16 protein-coding genes are annotated in these 20,188 nt (G+C 38.9%); 6 read left to right on the top strand and 10 right to left on the bottom strand.

Translation table 11 applies throughout. The features are described from left to right. Positions 1–76: 76 nt before the first annotated feature. A complete protein-coding gene (locus tag EHR_RS04825) occupies positions 77–544 on the bottom strand; it encodes a Dps family protein (protein ID WP_010720679.1) in 468 nt (155 codons plus the stop codon). A 190-nt stretch (positions 545–734) separates the two neighbouring features. Then, on the bottom strand, positions 735–2,276 hold the full coding sequence (locus EHR_RS04820) for a gluconokinase (RefSeq protein ID WP_010737233.1): 1,542 nt from the start codon (positions 2,274–2,276) through the stop codon (positions 735–737). A gap of 72 nt (positions 2,277–2,348) precedes the next feature. Here EHR_RS04820 and EHR_RS04815 point away from each other — a divergent pair, with 72 nt between their 5' ends. Next, positions 2,349–2,993, top strand: a complete 645-nt coding sequence (locus tag EHR_RS04815; RefSeq protein ID WP_010737232.1) for a prepilin peptidase — start codon at positions 2,349–2,351, stop codon at positions 2,991–2,993. A 330-nt stretch (positions 2,994–3,323) separates the two neighbouring features. On the opposite strand, the gene msrA is transcribed toward EHR_RS04815, so the two are convergent. Then, a complete protein-coding gene (msrA, locus tag EHR_RS04810; protein ID WP_010737231.1) occupies positions 3,324–3,848 on the bottom strand; it encodes a peptide-methionine (S)-S-oxide reductase MsrA in 525 nt (174 codons plus the stop codon). Positions 3,849–4,319: 471 nt separating this feature from the next. Between msrA and EHR_RS04805 the strand changes: the two genes are divergently transcribed. Then, the gene (locus tag EHR_RS04805) at positions 4,320–4,583 is read left to right on the top strand and encodes a hypothetical protein (RefSeq protein WP_014834392.1); all 264 of its coding nucleotides are present in this window, start codon (positions 4,320–4,322) and stop codon (positions 4,581–4,583) included. Between the two features lie 213 nt (positions 4,584–4,796). On the opposite strand, the gene rpoC is transcribed toward EHR_RS04805, so the two are convergent. From rpoC to EHR_RS04790, 3 genes are all read right to left on the bottom strand, one after another. Next, positions 4,797–8,450 (bottom strand): DNA-directed RNA polymerase subunit beta', encoded by a 3,654-nt coding sequence (rpoC, locus tag EHR_RS04800; RefSeq protein WP_010720683.1) that lies wholly within the window; start codon positions 8,448–8,450, stop codon positions 4,797–4,799. Between the two features lie 79 nt (positions 8,451–8,529). Further along, complete coding sequence (gene rpoB, locus EHR_RS04795; protein ID WP_010720684.1) at positions 8,530–12,147, bottom strand: DNA-directed RNA polymerase subunit beta; 3,618 nt, start codon at positions 12,145–12,147, stop codon at positions 8,530–8,532. A gap of 5 nt (positions 12,148–12,152) precedes the next feature. Beyond that, entirely contained in the window at positions 12,153–12,395 is a 243-nt protein-coding gene (locus EHR_RS04790; protein WP_010720685.1) for a hypothetical protein, read from the bottom strand. A gap of 478 nt (positions 12,396–12,873) precedes the next feature. On the opposite strand from EHR_RS04790, the gene EHR_RS04785 reads away from it, so the two are divergent. From EHR_RS04785 to birA, 4 genes are all read left to right on the top strand, one after another. Then, positions 12,874–13,860: an ABC transporter substrate-binding protein gene (locus EHR_RS04785; protein WP_042969864.1), complete on the top strand. Its 987-nt coding sequence runs from the start codon at positions 12,874–12,876 to the stop codon at positions 13,858–13,860. A gap of 18 nt (positions 13,861–13,878) precedes the next feature. Further along, positions 13,879–14,793 (top strand): ABC transporter permease, encoded by a 915-nt coding sequence (locus tag EHR_RS04780; protein ID WP_010737229.1) that lies wholly within the window; start codon positions 13,879–13,881, stop codon positions 14,791–14,793. After that, positions 14,786–15,589, top strand: a complete 804-nt coding sequence (locus EHR_RS04775) for an ABC transporter ATP-binding protein (RefSeq protein ID WP_010720688.1) — start codon at positions 14,786–14,788, stop codon at positions 15,587–15,589. The genes EHR_RS04780 and EHR_RS04775 overlap by 8 nt, the downstream gene beginning before the upstream one ends. Before the next feature lie 96 nt (positions 15,590–15,685). Beyond that, entirely contained in the window at positions 15,686–16,648 is a 963-nt protein-coding gene (gene birA / locus EHR_RS04770) for a bifunctional biotin--[acetyl-CoA-carboxylase] ligase/biotin operon repressor BirA (RefSeq protein ID WP_010737228.1), read from the top strand. A gap of 537 nt (positions 16,649–17,185) precedes the next feature. On the opposite strand, the gene EHR_RS04765 is transcribed toward birA, so the two are convergent. The 4 genes from EHR_RS04765 to EHR_RS04750 form a co-directional block, all read right to left on the bottom strand. Beyond that, positions 17,186–17,428, bottom strand: coding sequence for a hypothetical protein (locus EHR_RS04765; protein ID WP_010737226.1), 243 nt, complete (start codon positions 17,426–17,428; stop codon positions 17,186–17,188). A gap of 748 nt (positions 17,429–18,176) precedes the next feature. After that, a complete protein-coding gene (locus EHR_RS04760) occupies positions 18,177–19,166 on the bottom strand; it encodes a polyprenyl synthetase family protein (protein ID WP_010737225.1) in 990 nt (329 codons plus the stop codon). 22 nt (positions 19,167–19,188) lie between these two features. After that, complete coding sequence (locus EHR_RS04755; RefSeq protein WP_010720692.1) at positions 19,189–19,755, bottom strand: Gx transporter family protein; 567 nt, start codon at positions 19,753–19,755, stop codon at positions 19,189–19,191. A gap of 12 nt (positions 19,756–19,767) precedes the next feature. After that, positions 19,768–20,178 (bottom strand): NusG domain II-containing protein, encoded by a 411-nt coding sequence (locus tag EHR_RS04750; protein WP_010737224.1) that lies wholly within the window; start codon positions 20,176–20,178, stop codon positions 19,768–19,770. Between the last annotated feature and the right edge of the window lie 10 nt (positions 20,179–20,188).

Below are 20,188 nucleotides of genomic sequence, written 5' to 3'. Positions count from 1 at the left end.
AAATAAAAACTGCAAGGAAAATAACTTCCCTCGCAGTTTTTTTACTATTATATAATATCATCAGTTGATGATCATTTTACGCATCGATTTCTGGTGCTTTTCCTAAATGTGCTTGGATCATCCAGATTCGTTTTTCAGTCGCTGTTTTAAATTCGATAAAAATATCTTGTGTTGGGTCGTCGCCTTCCTCACCAGCTACTTCAATTCCTTTTTGGTAAAGGTCTGCCAAATAGCGGTAGCCTTTCACAAGAATTTCCAAGCGTTCTGGAATAGTCCGATCCCAATTGCCTACTTCGTCAGGAATATTGGTGTTGTCTGCAAATTCACGTAAGGTTGAATAAGGAGAACCATCTAGTGTGATCAAACGCTCTGAGATTTCATCTAATTGTTCATTCAAGTCATCCATAAATTCATCCATCATTGGGTGCAATGTCAAGAAACCTGGTCCACGCATATACCAATGTGTTTGGTGAACAACAACAGACATTTGACTCAAGTCTGCAACTAATTGATTTAATACTTCTTTTGTTTGTGGAAATTTCATTTTCTTTTCTCCTCCTAACTTTTGTCTACAATAAAAGCATAGTAAACTTTGAGACAAAAGTACAATAAAACCAATTAGTTGAGAACGATTTTCATCCTATCATTTCTTAGAAAAGACTTTCTATTGCTTTAGTCGTTTTTTCTAGTTCTTACACTATTCCTCTCTTATTCCGTCATTCTACTTTTTCATCCTATTTTTCATCCATAGTACTTAAAGTTTGACGTAAATGTGCTAAAGGCTGATAAGTTGCCGCTACTTGTTTTTGTGTTTCAACAAAAATCGGAAAGATTTTTTGATATGTCTCTTTGACCGTTTGTTGAACTGGTACTTGTGAAGCAAGCTGTACTTTTTCTATAGCTTCGCTTAAATCAGTGATCTTCCCGATACTTTGCCACCCTAAGAAAACGGCTCCTAAAGCGGAGGCTTCAGACACCGCCGGGAAAATGAGCGGATACCCCAAAACGTCAGCCATTAATTGGCGAAAGACAGGCGATTGTGAGAATCCGCCTGTAGCTCTGATTTCTGTTAATTGATCTTCTGAACAAACTCCTGTCAAAATCCTTTTTAAATTGAAACAAATTCCTTCTAGAATAGCTCGCATCATTTCTTTTTCCGTGTGGTCTCTTTGCAAACCTAAAAAACTCCCAGAAGCTTCTGCCTCCCATAGAGGAGCTCGTTCTCCTAATAAATAGGGCTGAAAGAGTAATCCGTTCGCTCCTGGTGGGACAAACGTAATTGCTGAGAAAAGGGCATCGTAAGGATTTTCGCCTTGATCAATAGCCGCTTGAGTTACTTCTTGCATCAAAGTTTGACTTGCCCAATCAAAAATTCCCGCACCATTACTTGTTGCGCCACCGACCACCCAGTGTGTACGATCCAGTACATAACAGAAGGTTTCCATCTCGGGATGTAGTTGTGGTTTGTCTGTAATAAATCTTAATGCCCCACTGGTACCGACTGTTAACGCAGCTATCTTTTCGCCAAATGCTCCCAGTCCTAAATTAGATAAAGGACCATCAGCACCACCTAAAACAAATGATATATCATTTTCTGATCCTAAAATTTCTTGTTTTTCTTTTGATAATCCATTGAGTATCGTGGTTGACGGCATCACTTCAGGTAGTTGTTCTTGAGTGATTGATAAGTAATTTAACGCTTCTTCTGCCCATTTGAATTGATGGATATCAAAATAACCTGTGCCTGAGGCTGTACTGTAGTCGCAGACTAATTGTCCAAACAAACGGAAAAAGATATATTCTTTTATACTCACATAATACGCCACTTGCTTCGTTAGTTCTGGTTGAGTTTCGTTCAACCAATGGATTTTAACTAGTGGCGTCATTGGATGGATTGGGGTGCCTGTTTGTTGATAAAAGTGAAACCCTAGTTGGCTGTTTTTTAATTTTTCAGCTTGTGTTTTCGCACGATTATCTGCCCAAGTGATCATACGGGTCAAAGGGTGTTTATTATCATCTAACAGAATCAAACTGTGCATCGCTGTTGAAAAGGCAATCACTTCTATAGTTGTCGACTTCGGTAACTGTTTGACGACTTCTTTGATTACTGTACATACACCGTGGAAGATCAATTCTGGGTCTTGTTCTGCCATTCCTGGTGCTTCTTGGATCATCGGATTTAGAAAATAAGCTGAAGCGATGACTTCAGCTTGCTCGTTGAATGCCACTGCTTTTGTTTGTGTCGTACCGATATCGACTCCGATCGAAATCTTCATTTTGTCACCTCTACTAAAAATAAATAAAATGGTTGTTATTGGCGTATCTTTCTTTAAAAGGAGGCCCTCGCTATGTTTCTCTATTTTATCATTGGTTGTTGCATTGGTTCGTTCTTATGCTTAGTGGCACAACGCCTGCCACAAGGACACTCTATTATTTACCCACGGTCTCATTGTGTCAACTGTCAGCATGTATTGGCTTGGTATGAACTGGTCCCATTGCTTTCCATCTGTTACCAACGTTTTCGTTGTCGAAACTGTCGCAGCAAGCTTTCACCGATTTATTTTATAGCAGAATGTATCGATGGTTGTTTATCTGTTTGGCTATTTTATTTTTCACAGCGCCCAGACGGGTTACTTGTTTTTTGGTTTTTGTCAGCCTTTTTACTCTCTTTAATGGATAGTTTTTATTTGATGATCGAGGGAAGAACGCTTTATTTTATCTGGTTTATCTTATGGATGACTTGGTTGATCAAAGGAGAATTTCAATGGCTTAGTTTTGCTGTTTTATTCTTGATCAGTTTTTTCCTTACTCGTTACGGGAGTGAATGTTTAGGTTTAGGTGATGTTTTATTACTTTTAAGCTGGAGTGGCGGTCTAGCTCTCAATCAACTGATGCAACTCCTCTTTCTTGCTAGTTTATTGGGATTACTTTTTTCTTTATTTTTCTCTCTCACGATAAAAAATCTAAAAGAGTACCTTTTGTGCCTTTTTTGAGTGTCGCACTTTTTCTCCTTCATGTGTGGTAATTTAGTTGTCTATTTATTGGTTATCAACGATGCGATCCTTTTAACTGATGATGATTTGACGGACTTCGCTTATTTGCCTCATTACGTACGCTTTTGATAGCTTAGTATCTTTTCTGCTTGCTGTCATTCAACAAACGATAATGAACCTTGATTTATAAAAAAATGGATCAACCAGATGGCCGATCCATTGACACTTAGATAACTTTACCTAAAAATTATAAAAACCACTAAATTCACAGCAAGCCAAAGCATAGCCAGCTTTTATCCCTAACTGAAATTCTTCAAAATGCAATGTGTCTTATTTTCCAGACCAATGTTTTCGTAAAAAACTCCCTCGTCCAGACCCTTCTCGGTAAAGATTATAGTGGACTTTGTTCTTCTTATAATAGTCTTGATGATACTCCTCAGCGGGATAAAACTCACTTCGGGGTTCGATTTTTGTGACAATCGGACGATCGAATCGACCACTTTCTTGTAGTTGTTTCTTTGATGCTTCAGCGATTTCACGTTCTTCTTCATCGCTATAATAAATGACCGGTCGATAAGAGTCTCCGCGATCAGCAAATTGACCGAAAGCATCCGTTGGGTCTGTTTGTTGCCAGTAGATTTCGACTAACTGTTCATAAGAAACCAGAGACGGATCATACTCGATTTCTACCGCTTCCGTATGACCTGTCGTTCCTGTGGTTACTTGTTCATAGGTAGGATTTGGGACATGTCCTCCCGTATAGCCAGAGGTTACTGCTATGATTCCTGGCTGTGTTTCAAAAGGTTTGACCATGCACCAAAAACAACCACCTGCAAAAACTGCTTTTTTCGTCATATAAAATCCCCCTTTGTCTTTCATCATACCTTGATTTATAAAAGGGTGATACTGTTTTGCTTACCTTCGAAACGAATAAACAAAGAATCGATACTCCTATACTTACCTGCTTGCTTTATTAAGATAGAGTATTGCAGTATTTTCTTTTTTACTAATCTTTTCATTGATTTGATTTTTTTATCCATCTATTTAAAAGTATATACAATACTCCTAGGACTTAAACCTAAACGCCATTTATTGTTCTCACATTTTTTACATTTATTGAAAGAAATAATCATTTTACCCCCTCCCGGTATTTTTATCAATTTTTCCTATTTCCTTTCTCTTTTGTGGATAACTTTCTTTTCCCTCTCAACTGTTTTTTCCACAATAGAGAATAAACGGTTTTTCTTTTTCCTTGTGGATAGTTCTTTTATATTATACTTTTCCACAGATTTTGAATTAACAACCGCTAAAATTTTTAACTGCAGGATGGCACGTTATGCCAAAAAAAATAATTTCACTGATAAAATTCAACAAATTTTACCAAGTAAGTCAGTAAAGAATTCTGGTACGCTAGTAGATCAAGACAACCCAAAAAATCTACTTGAAAAATTGATTCTCAATACCACACATCCTTCGTCCCAACAAGCACTCACATCACTTACTGAAACATTTGGTTCACATTCGATCATGTATCGCTTATTATCTGAAAAAATCTCAACCCATCCGCCCCTACATAGCAGTTTTACCTGAACGATGAACAAAAGTGATCTAGCACAGCAACCTTTAGCAAGTTTCACTAAGCAATTCAATGATTCACGGAACTAATTTTTTATATAAGTACAAAAATAAGAAAAAATGCTCGTCCGTAATGAACAAATTCTCAATTTCGTTTGTTTCTATCAACTTTAGCACGACAAAAAAAACAGAGCTAAGATGTTCATCTTAGCTCTGTTTGGTGTCACATTATTTTGTTTGTTCATTCATTGCATCTTCTGCAGCCATTTGTGCTTCGATGTCTGAAATACTATAAACATTTTCACTTGCAACACCGACTTCTTTTGGTTCCATGTTACGGTAACGAGCCATACCAGTACCAGCTGGGATGATTTTACCGATGATAACATTTTCTTTCAAACCAAGAAGTGGATCTTTTTTACCTCGGATCGCAGCATCAGTCAAGACACGAGTTGTTTCTTGGAAGGATGCAGCAGATAAGAAGCTGTTTGTTTCTAATGATGCTTTTGTAATACCTAGTAGGACTGGGCGAGATGTTGCAGGTACGCCTCCAGCTACCAATGTATTGTAGTTTTGGTCTTTGAAGTCAGCAATATCCATCAATGTACCTGGTAAGATATCAGTATCCCCTGGATCCATTACACGGACTTTACGTAACATTTGTCGAACCATTACTTCGATATGTTTATCGCCGATTTCTACCCCTTGCATACGGTATACACGTTGTACTTCGCGCAGCAAGTAGTTTTCAACTGATAATACATCACGAACTTGTAACAATTGTTTAGGATCGATTGAACCTTCCGTTAATGGTGCACCACGGTGGATCATATCGCCTTCAGCGACTTTCATACGTGCTGTATAAGGAACAGTATACGTACGTGTGTCGGTTTTCCCTTTGATTGTTACTTCTTTTGTACGAGTTGAAGCATCTTCTGAGATATCGATGACGTCACCAGTTACTTCGGTGATCACTGCTTGCCCTTTAGGATTACGTGCTTCAAAAATTTCTTGGACACGAGGAAGACCTTGAGTGATATCGTCTCCGGCTACCCCACCGGTATGGAAGGTACGCATTGTCAACTGAGTACCTGGTTCTCCGATTGATTGAGCGGCGATCGTACCAACTGCTTCACCAACTTCAACGTCAGATCCAGTTGCCAAGTTACGTCCATAACAGTGTTTGCAGACACCATGTTTTGTGTTACATGTGAAGACAGAACGGATTGTGACAGTTTCCACACCTGCATCCACGATTTGTTTTGCAATATCTTCTGAAATCAATTGGTTACCAGCGATGATCAATTCGTTCGTTTCTGGATCACGTACTTCTTTACGTGTGTAACGACCGATCAAACGATCTTCTAATGATTCAATGATTTCGTTTCCTTCACGAATCGCTTGGATTTCAAGACCGCGGTCTGTTCCGCAATCTTCTTCACGAATAATAACGTCTTGGGCAACGTCAACTAAACGACGAGTCAAGTAACCTGAATCGGCTGTCTTCAAGGCAGTATCGGTCATCCCTTTACGAGCCCCGTGAGTAGAGATAAACATTTCTAAGACAGAAAGTCCTTCACGGAAGTTTGAGATGATCGGTAATTCCATGATTCGACCATTCGGAGCAGCCATCAGTCCACGCATACCAGCAAGCTGAGTAAAGTTGGAGATGTTACCACGGGCCCCAGAGTCAGACATCATGAAGATTGGGTTTTTCGCTTCTAACCCTTCCATCAGTTTTTGTTGGATGCTATCTTTAGCAGCATTCCAAACAGCGATTACTCGTTCATAACGTTCGTCATCAGTAATCAATCCACGACGGAATTGTTTTGTAATTGTTTCAACTTGTTTATGGGCATTTTCAATGATTCCTTGTTTTTCATTCAGTACACTGATATCTGCGATACCTACTGTGATACCAGCATGTGTAGAATGTTTATACCCTAAGTCTTTCATTCGGTCAAGCATCTTAGAAGTTTCAGTTACTTTGAAACGTTTGAAGACTTCCGCAATGATATTTCCTAGATTTTTCTTCTTGAATGGTAAGACTAATTCTTGCTCTTTGATATGCGCAGGAATATCTGTACCTGCTTCAACAAAATATTTATCCGGTGTTTGTACCGTTAAGTTGAAGTCTGTTGGTTCATTCAAGTAAGGGAACTCTGGAGGCATGATCTCATTAAAGATGATCTTACCAACAGTTGTAATCATCGTACGTTCTTTTTGCCAGTCAGTAAATGGTTTTTCACCTAATGAATTAGGGTTCACACCGATACGTGAGTGTAAATGAACGTAGCCGTTACGCCATGCGATCACAGCTTCGTTTTGGTCACGGAAGACCATTCCTTCGCCTTCACGACCTTCTTCTTCCATTGTTAGGTAGTAGTTACCTAAAACCATATCTTGGGAAGGTGTTACAACTGGTTTACCGTCTTTTGGATTCAAGATGTTTTGAGCAGCTAACATCAACATACGTGCTTCCGCTTGTGCTTCTTCGTTCAATGGTACGTGAACGGCCATTTGGTCTCCATCAAAGTCGGCATTATAAGCTTCACATACAAGTGGGTGCAAACGAATCGCACGGCCTTGCACTAAAACAGGTTCAAATGCTTGGATACCAAGTCTGTGTAGCGTAGGTGCCCGGTTAAGTAATACTGGGTGTTCTTTGATTACGTCTTCCAAGACATCCCAAACTTCGTCTTCTTGACGTTCGATTTTACGTTTCGCATTTTTGATGTTAGAAGCTAGTTCACGTTGAACCAATTCACGCATCACGAATGGTTTAAATAGTTCGATCGCCATTTCTTTTGGCAATCCACATTGATACATTTTCAAGAAAGGTCCTACAACGATAACGGAACGTCCTGAATAGTCAACACGTTTACCAAGTAAGTTTTGACGGAAACGACCTTGTTTCCCTTTCAACATGTGAGAAAGAGATTTCAATGGACGGTTACCTGGTCCAGTAACTGGACGGCCACGACGACCATTATCGATCAACGCATCAACAGCTTCTTGTAACATCCGTTTTTCGTTTTGGACGATGATTCCTGGAGCATTCAAATCTAACAAGCGTTTCAAACGGTTATTACGGTTGATTACTCGACGGTAAAGATCATTCAAATCACTTGTTGCAAAACGTCCACCTTCTAATTGCACCATTGGTCGTAAATCTGGTGGAATAACTGGAATAACGTCCATAACCATCCAACTTGGTTCATTTCCTGAAGCACGGAAAGCTTCTAAAATGTCCAAACGGCGGATCGCACGAGTCCGTTTTTGCCCTTGGGCAGATTTCAATTCTTCTTTCAATTCAGCTGCTTCAGCATCTAAATCAACACTGTCTAGTAATTGTTTGATTGCTTCTGCACCCATTGCTGCTTGGAATTCTTGTCCATATTGTTCACGTTTTTCGCGGTATTCACGTTCTGTCAACAATTGTTTTTTCTCTAAGTTGGTGTTTCCTGGTTCGATAACCACATATGAAGCAAAATAAATGATTTCTTCTAAGGCACGAGGACTCATGTCTAAAACAAGTCCCATACGAGAAGGAATTCCTTTAAAGTACCAGATATGTGAAACAGGTGCTGCTAATTCAATGTGACCCATACGTTCACGACGAACTTTTGAACGTGTCACTTCAACACCGCATCGGTCACAAACGATTCCTTTATAACGGATACGTTTGTATTTTCCGCAGGCACATTCCCAGTCTTTCGTAGGACCAAAAATCCGCTCACAGAACAACCCTTCGCGTTCAGGTTTTAAGGTACGATAGTTAATCGTCTCAGGTTTTTTTACTTCACCATAAGACCAGCTTCTGATTTTTTCGGGAGAAGCCAAACCTATTTGCATACTTTCGAATTTATTTACATCGATCAAAAGGGGTTCCCTCCATTTCGTTTAATGGCAAAACCGCAAGGCGGCTGATCATCGACCGCCTTACAGCTCATAGACCGGATTAGTCTAAGTTATCTTCTGCGGTTTCAAAGTTTTGGATGATATCTTGTCTTTCATCTTCCACTTGTTCAGCAGCTTTCTTTTCTAATTCTTTGGCTGTTTGCTGTTCAGCAAATTTTGTCAAAGCATCTACAGTGATCAAATCATCATCTTCGTCATCCATATCACGGAGTTCGATTTCAGAATCTTTGATATCCAAGACACGCATGTCTAATCCTAGTGATTGTAATTCTTTTACTAATACTCGGAATGATTCTGGTACACCTGGTTTTGGAATTGGTTCGCCTTTGACGATCGCTTCATAAGTTTTCACACGACCAACTACATCATCTGATTTGTATGTCAAGATTTCTTGTAAGGTATAAGCGGCACCGTAAGCTTCCAAAGCCCAAACTTCCATTTCACCAAAACGTTGTCCACCAAATTGTGCTTTACCACCCAATGGTTGTTGTGTAACCAATGAGTAAGGTCCGATTGAACGAGCATGCAATTTATCATCGACCATGTGAGCAAGTTTGATCATGTACATGACACCGACAGACACTCGGCCGTCAAATGGTTCACCTGTACGTCCGTCATAAAGGATGGTTTTCGCATCGCTAGCCATACCAGCTTCACGAACCGTTTCCCAAACATCCTCATCACTTGCACCATCAAATACTGGTGTTGCAACATGGATACCTAACTGACGAGCAGCCATCCCTAAATGCAATTCCAATACTTGTCCGATATTCATCCGTGATGGCACCCCTAAAGGATTCAACATGATATCGATTGGTGTTCCATCTGGTAAGAATGGCATATCTTCTTCCGGCATGATACGGGATACAACCCCTTTATTACCATGACGTCCGGCCATCTTATCTCCTTCATGGATTTTACGTTTTTGAACGATATACACACGTACAAGCATGTTTACGCCTGGTGATAATTCATCGCCGGCTTCACGAGTAAAGATTTTTACGTCGTGGACGATCCCGCCACCACCATGTGGTACACGTAATGAAGTATCACGGACTTCACGAGCTTTTTCACCAAAGATCGCATGTAAAAGACGTTCTTCAGCGGATAATTCGGTTACCCCTTTTGGTGTTACTTTACCAACTAGCAAGTCACCATCTTGGACTTCCGCACCGATACGGATAATACCCATCTCGTCTAGATCTTTCAAAGCATCTTCCCCAACGTTAGGGATTTCACGAGTAATTTCTTCAGGTCCTAATTTTGTATCACGAGCTTCTGATTCATATTCTTCGATGTGGATCGAAGTATAGACATCATCTTTTACAAGACGACGGCTCATGATGATCGCATCTTCATAGTTGTAACCTTCCCAAGTCATGAAACCAACTAAAACGTTTTGTCCTAGCGCCATTTCACCTTGTTCCATTGAAGGTCCATCTGCTAAAGTATCGCCTTTTTCAACTTTTTCGCCTAAATGAACGATTGGGCGTTGGTTGTAGCTTGTTCCTGAGTTTGAACGACGGAATTTTGTTACAGCGTATTTATCTAATGCACCGTTGTCACGACGAACACGAATCTCAGAGGCATCCACAAATTCAACGACACCATCATGTTTACATAGCAAAGCAGCTCCTGAGTCATGAGCTGATTTATATTCCATACCAGTACCAACCCATGGTGCTTGTGGATTGATCAATGGCACTGCTTGACGCTGCATGTTGGCACCCATCAAGGCACGGTTGGAGTCATCGTTTTCCAAGAAAGGAATACATGCTGTCGCTACCGCAACTACTTGTTTAGGTGATACGTCCATATAATCGACTTTATCGATTGAAACTTCTAAGTTTTCACTTTGCGCACGAGCCATAACAACGTCTTGTGCAAAAGTACCATCTTCATTTAATGGGCTATTTGCTTGGGCAACGATGTAGTGGTCTTCGATGTCAGCTGTTAGATAGTCGATTTGATCCGTTACACGACCAGTTTCACGATCAACACGACGGTAAGGAGTTTCGATAAATCCAAATTTATTAACTTTCGCATAGCTAGATAAACTATTGATCAACCCGATATTTGGTCCTTCAGGCGTTTCAATCGGACACATACGGCCATAGTGAGAATAGTGAACGTCACGAACTTCATAACCAGCTCGGTCACGAGTCAAACCACCAGGTCCTAAGGCTGAAAGACGACGTTTGTGTGTCAATTCCCCAAGTGGGTTCGTTTGATCCATGAACTGAGACAACTGAGAAGAACCGAAGAATTCTTTGATACTTGCAACCACTGGACGGATGTTGATCAATTGTTGTGGTGTCAATGTTTCTGTATCTTGGATCGACATTCTTTCACGTACAACACGTTCCATCCGAGCTAAACCGATACGGAATTGGTTTTGCAGTAATTCACCGACTGAACGGATACGACGGTTTCCTAAGTGGTCGATATCGTCCACGTTGCCGATCCCTTCCATCAAGTTTAAGAAATAACTCATTGATGCGATGATGTCTGCCGGACGAACAGTTTTCACAGCTGATTCTGGATAACCATTACCAATCACATTCACTTCACGTTCTGGGTCTTTTGGTGAAAAGACTTTGATTACTTGAACAGTCATTGGATCAGTCACAACACCATCTTCTGATGGATAGTAAGTCACTGAATTCAATCCATTATCAATGAAAGGTGCTAATGTTTCCATCACTTGGTGAGTCAACACAGTTCCTTTTTCAACGATGATTTCACCAGTTTCTGGATCAACCAATGTTTCTGCTAATGTTAAGTTCAATAGACGTGTTTTCAAGTCTAATTTTTTATTTACTTTATAACGACCAACGTTGGCTAAGTCGTAGCGTTTTGGATCGAAGAAACGAGCATTCAATAAGTTCCGAGAACTATCGGCTGTCTTAGGCTCGCCTGGACGTAGACGTTCGTAAACGTCTTTTAATCCTTCTTCTGTTCTTGAATCACTTGCATTTTTGTGCAAGTCTTTTTCAACTGTATTACGTAACGTTTCACTGTCACCAAAGATTTCAAAGATCGTATCATCCGATCCAAACCCTAGGGCACGAACTAACACAGTCAAAGGAATCTTACGGGTACGATCAATACGTACGTAAGAAATATCTTTTGCATCAGTTTCCATTTCTAACCATGCACCACGGTTCGGGATCACAGTTGAACCGAAACCTTCTTTTCCGTTTTTGTCTACTTTTCCATGGAAGTACACACCAGGTGAACGCACTAACTGAGAAACGATTACTCGTTCTGCTCCGTTGATAATGAATGTTCCTTGTTCAGTCATTAATGGGAAATCACCGAAGAAGACTTCTTGCGCTTTGATTTCACCTGTCTCACGGTTTGTTAGACGTAACGTTACATGTAATGGTGCAGAGTAATTTGCATCATGTGCGCGTGCTTCTGCTACCGTATACTTAGGTTCTTTCAATTCATAATCCACAAATTCCAAAGATAGATTGCCATTGAAGTCATCAATTGGCAAAATGTCTTCAAACATTTCTCTTAGTCCTTCATCTAGGAACCATTGGTAAGAGTCTGTTTGAATTTCGATCAAATTTGGTAATTCCAACACTTCACTGATTCGTGCGAAACTTCTACGTTCGCGATGTTTTCCGTACTTTACTACGTGTCCAGCCAAGCTCTTCACCCCTCTAAAATGTCATTCAAAAAGACTACCCGATCAATTGTTACAATAATATTAAAAATATTATATTTAGATAACAATAGACATTTTTTGCGGCTTTTAGGCAAAAAAAAACCAAAAATAGAGCATTCTTTTGAAACCATTTCTTCATGCGCTTCTATTTTTGTTTCCTTATTATAAAGCCGAAACGGACAATATTTCGTTTCTGCCTTTACTTCATCAGATAGTTTTTGCAACTTCATATATTACACTCTTTTTTCATAAAAGTCAACACTTCCTGGCGTTTCCCTCCTCTTTTCATCATTTTTTCTTAAACTTTTCTTACTATAATATATCGAATAAACATTCATGGATTTTGAGAATTTTCTGAATGTTCGTCTTGACAACCCCCTTACATCTCCGCTATACTTAGGAAAATTTATTATTTGTGGAGGATTTATTTATGCAAAAACCGAATATACAACTTATCCCGACACAATTGAATAACTTTTACTTTAGCTACTTTAGATAGGTTTGTATTCATGAATTATGGATACAAACACCAAACAACTGGTTTGTATCTATGATGGCTAAAGAACTTTGTATTACGCAAAAGCCACGTAGACATTACGTTAAGTGGCTAAGCGAAAAGTACAAAGTAATCACGATTTCTTACTTACATACTCTTTCGATACTCAATCCATTTAGACGTTTTGTCTAAATGGATTTTTTGTTTTCAAAATTGAAGGAGGAAAAAGAAATGAAAAAAATTTATTGATCGGATTAGGCGCAACATTATTACTAGCACTTGGTGGATGTGGAACTGCAAATAGTTCCTCAGCAAAATCGGATGACTCGAAAACAATCGGTGTTTTACAACTGGTTCAACACAATTCATTAGATGCTACATATAAAGGGTTCAAAGAAGGGCTAGCAGAAAATGGCTATAAAGAAGGCGACAATTTAACAATCAACTATCAAAATGCGCAAAACAATCAAGACAATCTAAAAAGTATGAGTGAAAAATTAGTGAAAGACCAACCCGACTTATTATTAGGGATTGCAACTCCAGCTGCGCAATCACTCCTTAATGAAACAACTACGATTCCTATTACAGTGACAGCAGTTACCGACTTAGAAAAAGCACACTTAGTTTCTTCTAATGACAAACCTGGTGGAAATGTGACTGGTACAACGGATATGGTACCGATCGAAAAACAAATCGAACTATTATTACAGATCGTGCCAAAAGCAAAAACGATCGGGATCATGTACAACAACGGGGAAGCAAATTCCAAAATCCAAGGAGACTTAGCCGAGAAAACATTGAAAAAAGCCGGAGTGAAAGTCAAAGTATTGACGGCAAACTCCACCAATGATGTTCAACAAGTGACAAAAAGTTTAGCCAAAGATGTCGACGGTATCTACATCCCAACGGATAATACATTCGCCAGTGCTGCTAGCGTTATCGGTGAAGTAGCCAAAGAAACAAAAACACCGATCGTTGCTGGTTCCGTGGATCAAGTCAAAGAAGGTGGCTTAGCGACTGTTGGGATTGATTATGAAGAATTAGGACGACAAACAGGTGAAATGGCTGCCAAGATCTTAGCTGGCAAAAAACCGAGTGAATTACCGGTTGAATCAGCAGATGATCTTTCCTTATATGTCAATAAAGACATGGCAAAAGCCCTTGGGATCGATCCAACAACAATCAAAGAGACTGAATAATTTTACAGGAGGACAATCATGACTAATTTAATAAGTATCTTTTTATCTTCTGCTTCACAAGGCGTGCTTTGGGCACTACTGGCAATCGGTGTCTTCCTTACTTTTCGTATTCTGGATATTGCTGATTTAACAGCTGAAGGCAGTTTCCCTTTAGGTGCTGGGATTGCTGCTGTCAGTATCACTAATGGACTTTCCCCAATCGTTGCTTGCCTCTTAGGATTTTTAGGAGGCGCAGCAGCTGGCTTAGTTTCAGGACTGCTCCATACCAAACTTAAAATTCCGGCACTTCTAGCTGGAATCATCACGATGACTGGCTTATATTCCGTTACCTCACGGATCATGGGCGCACCTAATCTTTCTTTGTTAGGACAAAAAAACGTCTTTACATGGGCAGAATCACTCGGTGTTTCAAAAGAAAATGCTGTATTGATTGCTGGCTTACTTGTCGCATTGATTGTTGTCACGTTGCTTGTTTTATTTTTACGGACAGAAACGGGGTTGGCGATTCGAGCGACTGGCGATAATTTAGCAATGAGTGAAGCAAATGGCATCAACACCGATACGATGAAAATCATTGGGTATATGATTTCAAATGGCTGTATTGCTCTATCTGGTTCGTTGCTTGCACAAAACAATGGCTTTGCTGATTTAAACTCTGGGATCGGTACGATCGTGATTGGCTTGGCTTCAATCATCATCGCTGAAGTCCTCTTTCGAAACCAACCATTGCTTCTTCGATTATTGACAATTATTTTAGGCGCCGTGATCTATCGTTTTATCTTAGCGTTAGTTTTTGAGTTGAACGTTCAACCAAGCGATTCAAAATTAGCTTCTGCACTTGTTCTGGTTATCTGTTTATCTTTTCCACAAATCCAACAAAAATTAAAGTTACCTAAGCGTACGAAAGCAAAAGGAGGATCTATCAATGACTGATGTTTTAACACTTCAATCTATCCACCATACGTTTGAAAAAGGAACCATCAATGAAAACCATGTGCTAAAAGGAGTTAATCTCTCATTGAAACAAGGTGATTTCGTAACAATTATTGGCGGAAATGGTGCAGGTAAATCGACACTATTGAACAGTATTGCTGGTTCTTTTCCAGTGGATCAAGGGAAGATTTTATTGAATGGCAAAGATATCACCAAAAAGTCAGTGGTTGCTCGCTCCAAAGAAATCAGTCGTGTCTTTCAAGACCCTAAATTAGGCACTGCTGTCCGATTGACGGTGGAAGAAAATTTAGCACTAGCAATGAAACGTGGCAAAAAACGAGGCTTTTTCCGAGGAGTCAAGCCGCAAGATCGTTCCTTCTTCAAGGAACATCTCGCACGCTTGAATCTTGGGTTAGAAAATCGTTTGACCACTGAAATCGGCTTGCTTTCTGGAGGACAGCGTCAAGCGATCACGTTATTAATGGCTACTTTACAACGTCCTGAATTGATTTTATTAGATGAACATACTGCAGCCCTCGACCCGGCAACTTCAAAAACAGTGATGGAACTAACGGACAAATTAATTAGCGAACAGCACTTGACGGCTTTCATGGTCACCCATGATATGGAAGATGCCATCCGCTACGGAAATCGATTGATCATGCTACACCAAGGGCAAATCGTCGTGGATATTCAACAGGCAGAAAAACAACATTTGACTGTCCCTCAGCTACTAGAAATGTTCAAACAAAATAGTGGCGCTGCATTGAAAGACGACCAAGTACTTTTAAGTTAGCAATCATCTGCTGTCGCTTCCATAACAACTGACAAATTTCTCATTTGTTTTCTGCTTTCTTATTGATACAATACTACATGAAAGGAGTTGCAATGGATGACGACAAAAGATAAAGTACTCCAACTATTAAAAGAATCTCCTGATTTTTTATCAGGTGAAAAAATGGCACAGCAATTACAAGTGTCACGTACCAGTATTTGGAAAGCAATCAAAGAATTAGAAAAAACAGGTTATCATTTTGAGCATCAAGCTAAGGGGTACCGTTATCTTCCTTCTGATGTGTTAGATGCCCAAGAAATTCGCCAAGCATTAGAACCTTGGATACCAGATTTGACGGTGTCGGTACAAGAACGATCAGAATCTACGATGAAAGATGCTAAACTTGCGGCAACCAAAGAAATCGGACCCGCTCTTTTTATCGCCGATACCCAAGAACAGGCACACGGCCGATTTGGACGTCCTTTTTTTGCAGCCCCTGGACAAGGTATTTATATGAGCTTATTGATCCATCCCAATCAACGATTTGATGAATTGCCCCAGTATACAGTTATTGCAGCAAGTGCATGCGTGAAAGCCATTCAAGAATTGACTAAAAAAGACCCTTCGATCAAATGGGTCAATGATCTTTATTTAAATGGAAAAAAAATTAGCGGGATTTTATCTGAAGCAATCAGTGACATGGAAACTGGCGGGATCAGTTCGATCATTATTGGCATTGGTCTAAATTTTTCCATCCCGCAAAAACAGTTTCCTGAAGCAATTCAAAAGAAAGCAACGTCTCTTTTCCCTGATGGTCAGAAATCCATCACACGGAATCAATTGATTAGTCAAATTTGGAAAAATTTCTTTCACTATCTTTCAGAACCCACAGACGAATACTTAACACTTTATCGTGAAAAGTCTTTCGTTCTTGGAAAAAAAGTACAATTTACCCAAAAAGGGCAGCATTATACTGGGATTGCTAAAGAAATCGGAGAACATGGAGAGTTGATCGTACAAATAGAAGACCAATTTCTCACTCTTTTTTCTGGCGAAATTAGTTTAACCTCCATTGAGTAAGTCAAAAAGAAAGGGATGGGCAAAAATGCCCATCCCTTTCTTCATCAATGGTGGTTCCTTTTTTATGTGATCTCGCAGAATACTTCATAGCCCCTTCATTTAGCGAGTTGTAAAATGAAGTTGTTATTCTATGTGCTATTGCTGTTCATAACAAAAATGCTACACAATTTTTAAACCTCTATGTGCTTTTTTATACAACTGCAATATCATTGATCTGATGTATCGAATGTTTCAATCAAAAGCCACAGACAAACTTCCACCTATAAAAGGTTTGTTTTTCTGATGCTATTCTGTCATATAAGTATGACTTCTACTTACTATTTGTCGCTTCCCCAATATATAATGTTTCATTAAACGGATTTCCCCAAAATCTTGTTCAATCAAACATGCTGCTTCTTGATCCATACACAACAACACTTTTTCTTTCCTAGCTCTCCTCCTTTTCTCTTTCTGGTTCTATCTTACCTTATTCTTTAAGGTCTGTGTTATTTTGTATGGTATTGCAACATTTTTAATTTTATTATGTACAAAAAGGACTTACAAACACGCTTCTTTGTTTACACGATAAAATTTTAACTGATTAGATGAAAGATATTCTACATTCAGCTTAAATTTTTTGACAACAAGTGTCCTAATTAGAAATTTATCCGCCGTGGTTAACGGTTTTTGACATTCTTTTTCAATATCTTCAAATGAGAAATGATTTTTTTTACTGATCATTCGGGTTAAAATCTTATTTACATCTACTCTGGTTAAATCCGTTGTTAATCGTTTTTTCACTCAACATCTTCCTTTCTAATTGTATTTCTTCACTAGTGAATATAACATATTTTTAGTCTTGGTCCAGAACAATTATTTTCAAAATTAGGAAAGATTGTTTCGCAAAATAGTTGTTTTAATGAATAATACACGTTAAAATTTCTTTTTTTCACTCTTATCTTTTGGATTTGTCATCCAGTTATAAAAAAACCGATTTCCCAAATAGAAAACCGGCTGAATGTTATTCAAAATTCTATTCGTCGTTTCCCCCAAAACTACGAATAGTCAGTTAAAGATTGTAACCTATAGTCTGATCCCTCCTTTTATACAGATAGCGACTTTCTGTGTATACAAAGTCTCACTTATAAGTACATGCCTAAAGTTAAGTAAATTTCAGACTGCAACAGCAAAGTCCTCTGATTTCACTGGCATCTATTATTAGCATACTTTCTTCTCAATACTCTTTGACAACTATTTTTTCTAAAAATAAAAAAATTGGTAAAATTAAAGAATAAACTTTAGACCGATCTTCCAAATAAAGAAGTAACGTGATTGAAATAGATCCAATATTTTTCTAAAATAAAAAAGAGACTGAGCCAAAACTTTCCTCAATCTCTTCTGGTATATCTAAAAACGAATAAACGGCGTTCAAGAAGCAATTCCTCAACAATAAGGTTCTCAAGTTCAACCATCACATGCCTACTCTTTTTACTTCTTGATTCTTGAAATAGAATATGCCATTGTAGCGGCTGATTTATGGTATTTTTCTTTAATTTTCCCTATCTAAAATCAACTCAGTAACTGACAAAAGAATCTCACGTGTATCAAAGGCTGTATCAGGGAGCTTACTAATTTCCTTTAAGGCTTTTTTTGTGTAATCTTCCGCTAATTTTTTGGCTTTTGTCACACCATTGACTTCCCTGACAATCTGACGAACACTTTCTGCTTCCTCTTGTGTCAACTCAGTTTTTTTATCCAAGTATGCAATCAATTCTGCTTTTTTATCTGTTTGTAATGCGTAAATCAATGGTAGAGAATACACGCCTTGACGCATATCTTCTAATACTGGTTTACCGATATCGACCGCATCTTTCGTGTAATCCAGGATATCGTCAATGATCTGAAACGCCATCCCGACAGCTAAACCGATTGAACCTGCTTTTCGAGCAAACCGTTCATTCATTCCACTTTCATAAGCTCCGACTGAACAACTTAATTGAAAGAGTTCGGCCGTTTTCCCTGAGATGTTTTCTAAATACTCCGGCACAGTTAAATGATAATTGTAACGGTCGTCCATTTGTCCAAGCTCACCATCTAATACTTTTTCCATACTCCGAGAATTAGATTGTAAGCTCTTTAGCGAATTAGAATAATTTGAAAGTAATTTGAAACAGCAAACAAATAAATAGTCTCCTGCATAAACGGCTACCGTATTCCCAAATCGACCACGTAAATTAGGCTGACCACGTCGAACATCTGCCTCATCAACGATATCATCATGGATCAATGTAGCAGTATGAAGCATTTCGATCGAAGCAGCTAGCGCAATCGCCTTTTCACGATCTTGTTCTGGACCAAATTGAGAAAAGAGCAATTGATAGGCAGGTCTTAGCAGTTTACCTCCCGCATGAATCGTCTCTTTGATTGCTTGTTCGACTGGCTTGTTCTTTAAGCGGACAACATCTTCCATCTTTTTCAACGTCTCGTTTAATTCGTTTTTCAAAGTTGGATACTCACTCCACATTGGATGTAGCTTCATAAAAAAACTCCTTGTATAACCATTATTTTTTCAAAAAAAGCGGTTGCCATTTCTCTTTTTGTTCTTTCTCATAGTCTCTTTGAAAAAGTTGTAATGTACGTACATGTTGCAACAAATAATTGGCTGCAATCCCGATCGCAATTCCAGACAGAATACCTAAGAAAGATAGAATCGGCAGATATAACATGACTGTCCATGATTGAGCAATGAACGAAGCCATCACTAGTTGTCCGACATTATGCATAAAGCCACCTGTTGCACTGATTCCAATAATGCTGACTCGCTTAGGACCTAACTGTTTCACTAACAGCATTCCTACATAGCTGAGTAACGCGCCACTCATACTATAAAGAAAGGTAGAGATCGTCCCACCTAACAAAGTTGTTAAAAATAGGCGAAGCCATAACAATAAAAAACTATCCCGTTTTTTCATCGTAAAAATCGCTACAATGGTAATCAAATTAGCAAGTCCTAACTTTGCTCCAGGAGCAAATGAAAAAGGATATGGGATCATGTTCTCAATTAATCCAATGATGACTCCTTGCGCCACTAGTAAAGATATATAAATCATTTTTTGTAATTTTGTCATGGTGTGGATAGCCTAATAGATCAGACCATCTTTGTCACTCCCATCTGTTGACCGAACCTCGATCACTAATTTATGAGGCAAGCAAACAATCGTTTCGCCATTCTTAGAAGCCCACCCTCGTCTCACACAAATCTGATCGCCACAATCTGCTTCTTTTATGCGTATCTTGTCGCCATCAACTTCGATTAAATTATAATCACCATGTGGATCTTCATAAGTATACGTATATTTTTTACTCCCAGCTACTAATGGGAAGGTTTTGATTTCATCACCATCAACGCGTAGTACAGCTTCTTTATCAGGAGCTACATTGTCTTGTTGATAACTAAATACGATGATGGGTAAAAAAGAAAGAGCAATCAAAAGAACGATAATGAAAATATCCCAAGGTTTAAGCAAACTTTTCTTGATAAATTCTTTCATCTTTTCGCAC

Origin of the sequence: Enterococcus hirae ATCC 9790 (genome assembly GCF_000271405.2) — a bacterium.
GTDB classification, from domain to species: Bacteria; Bacillota; Bacilli; order Lactobacillales; family Enterococcaceae; genus Enterococcus_B; species Enterococcus_B hirae.
This window is presented reverse-complemented; position numbering and strand designations above follow the sequence as displayed.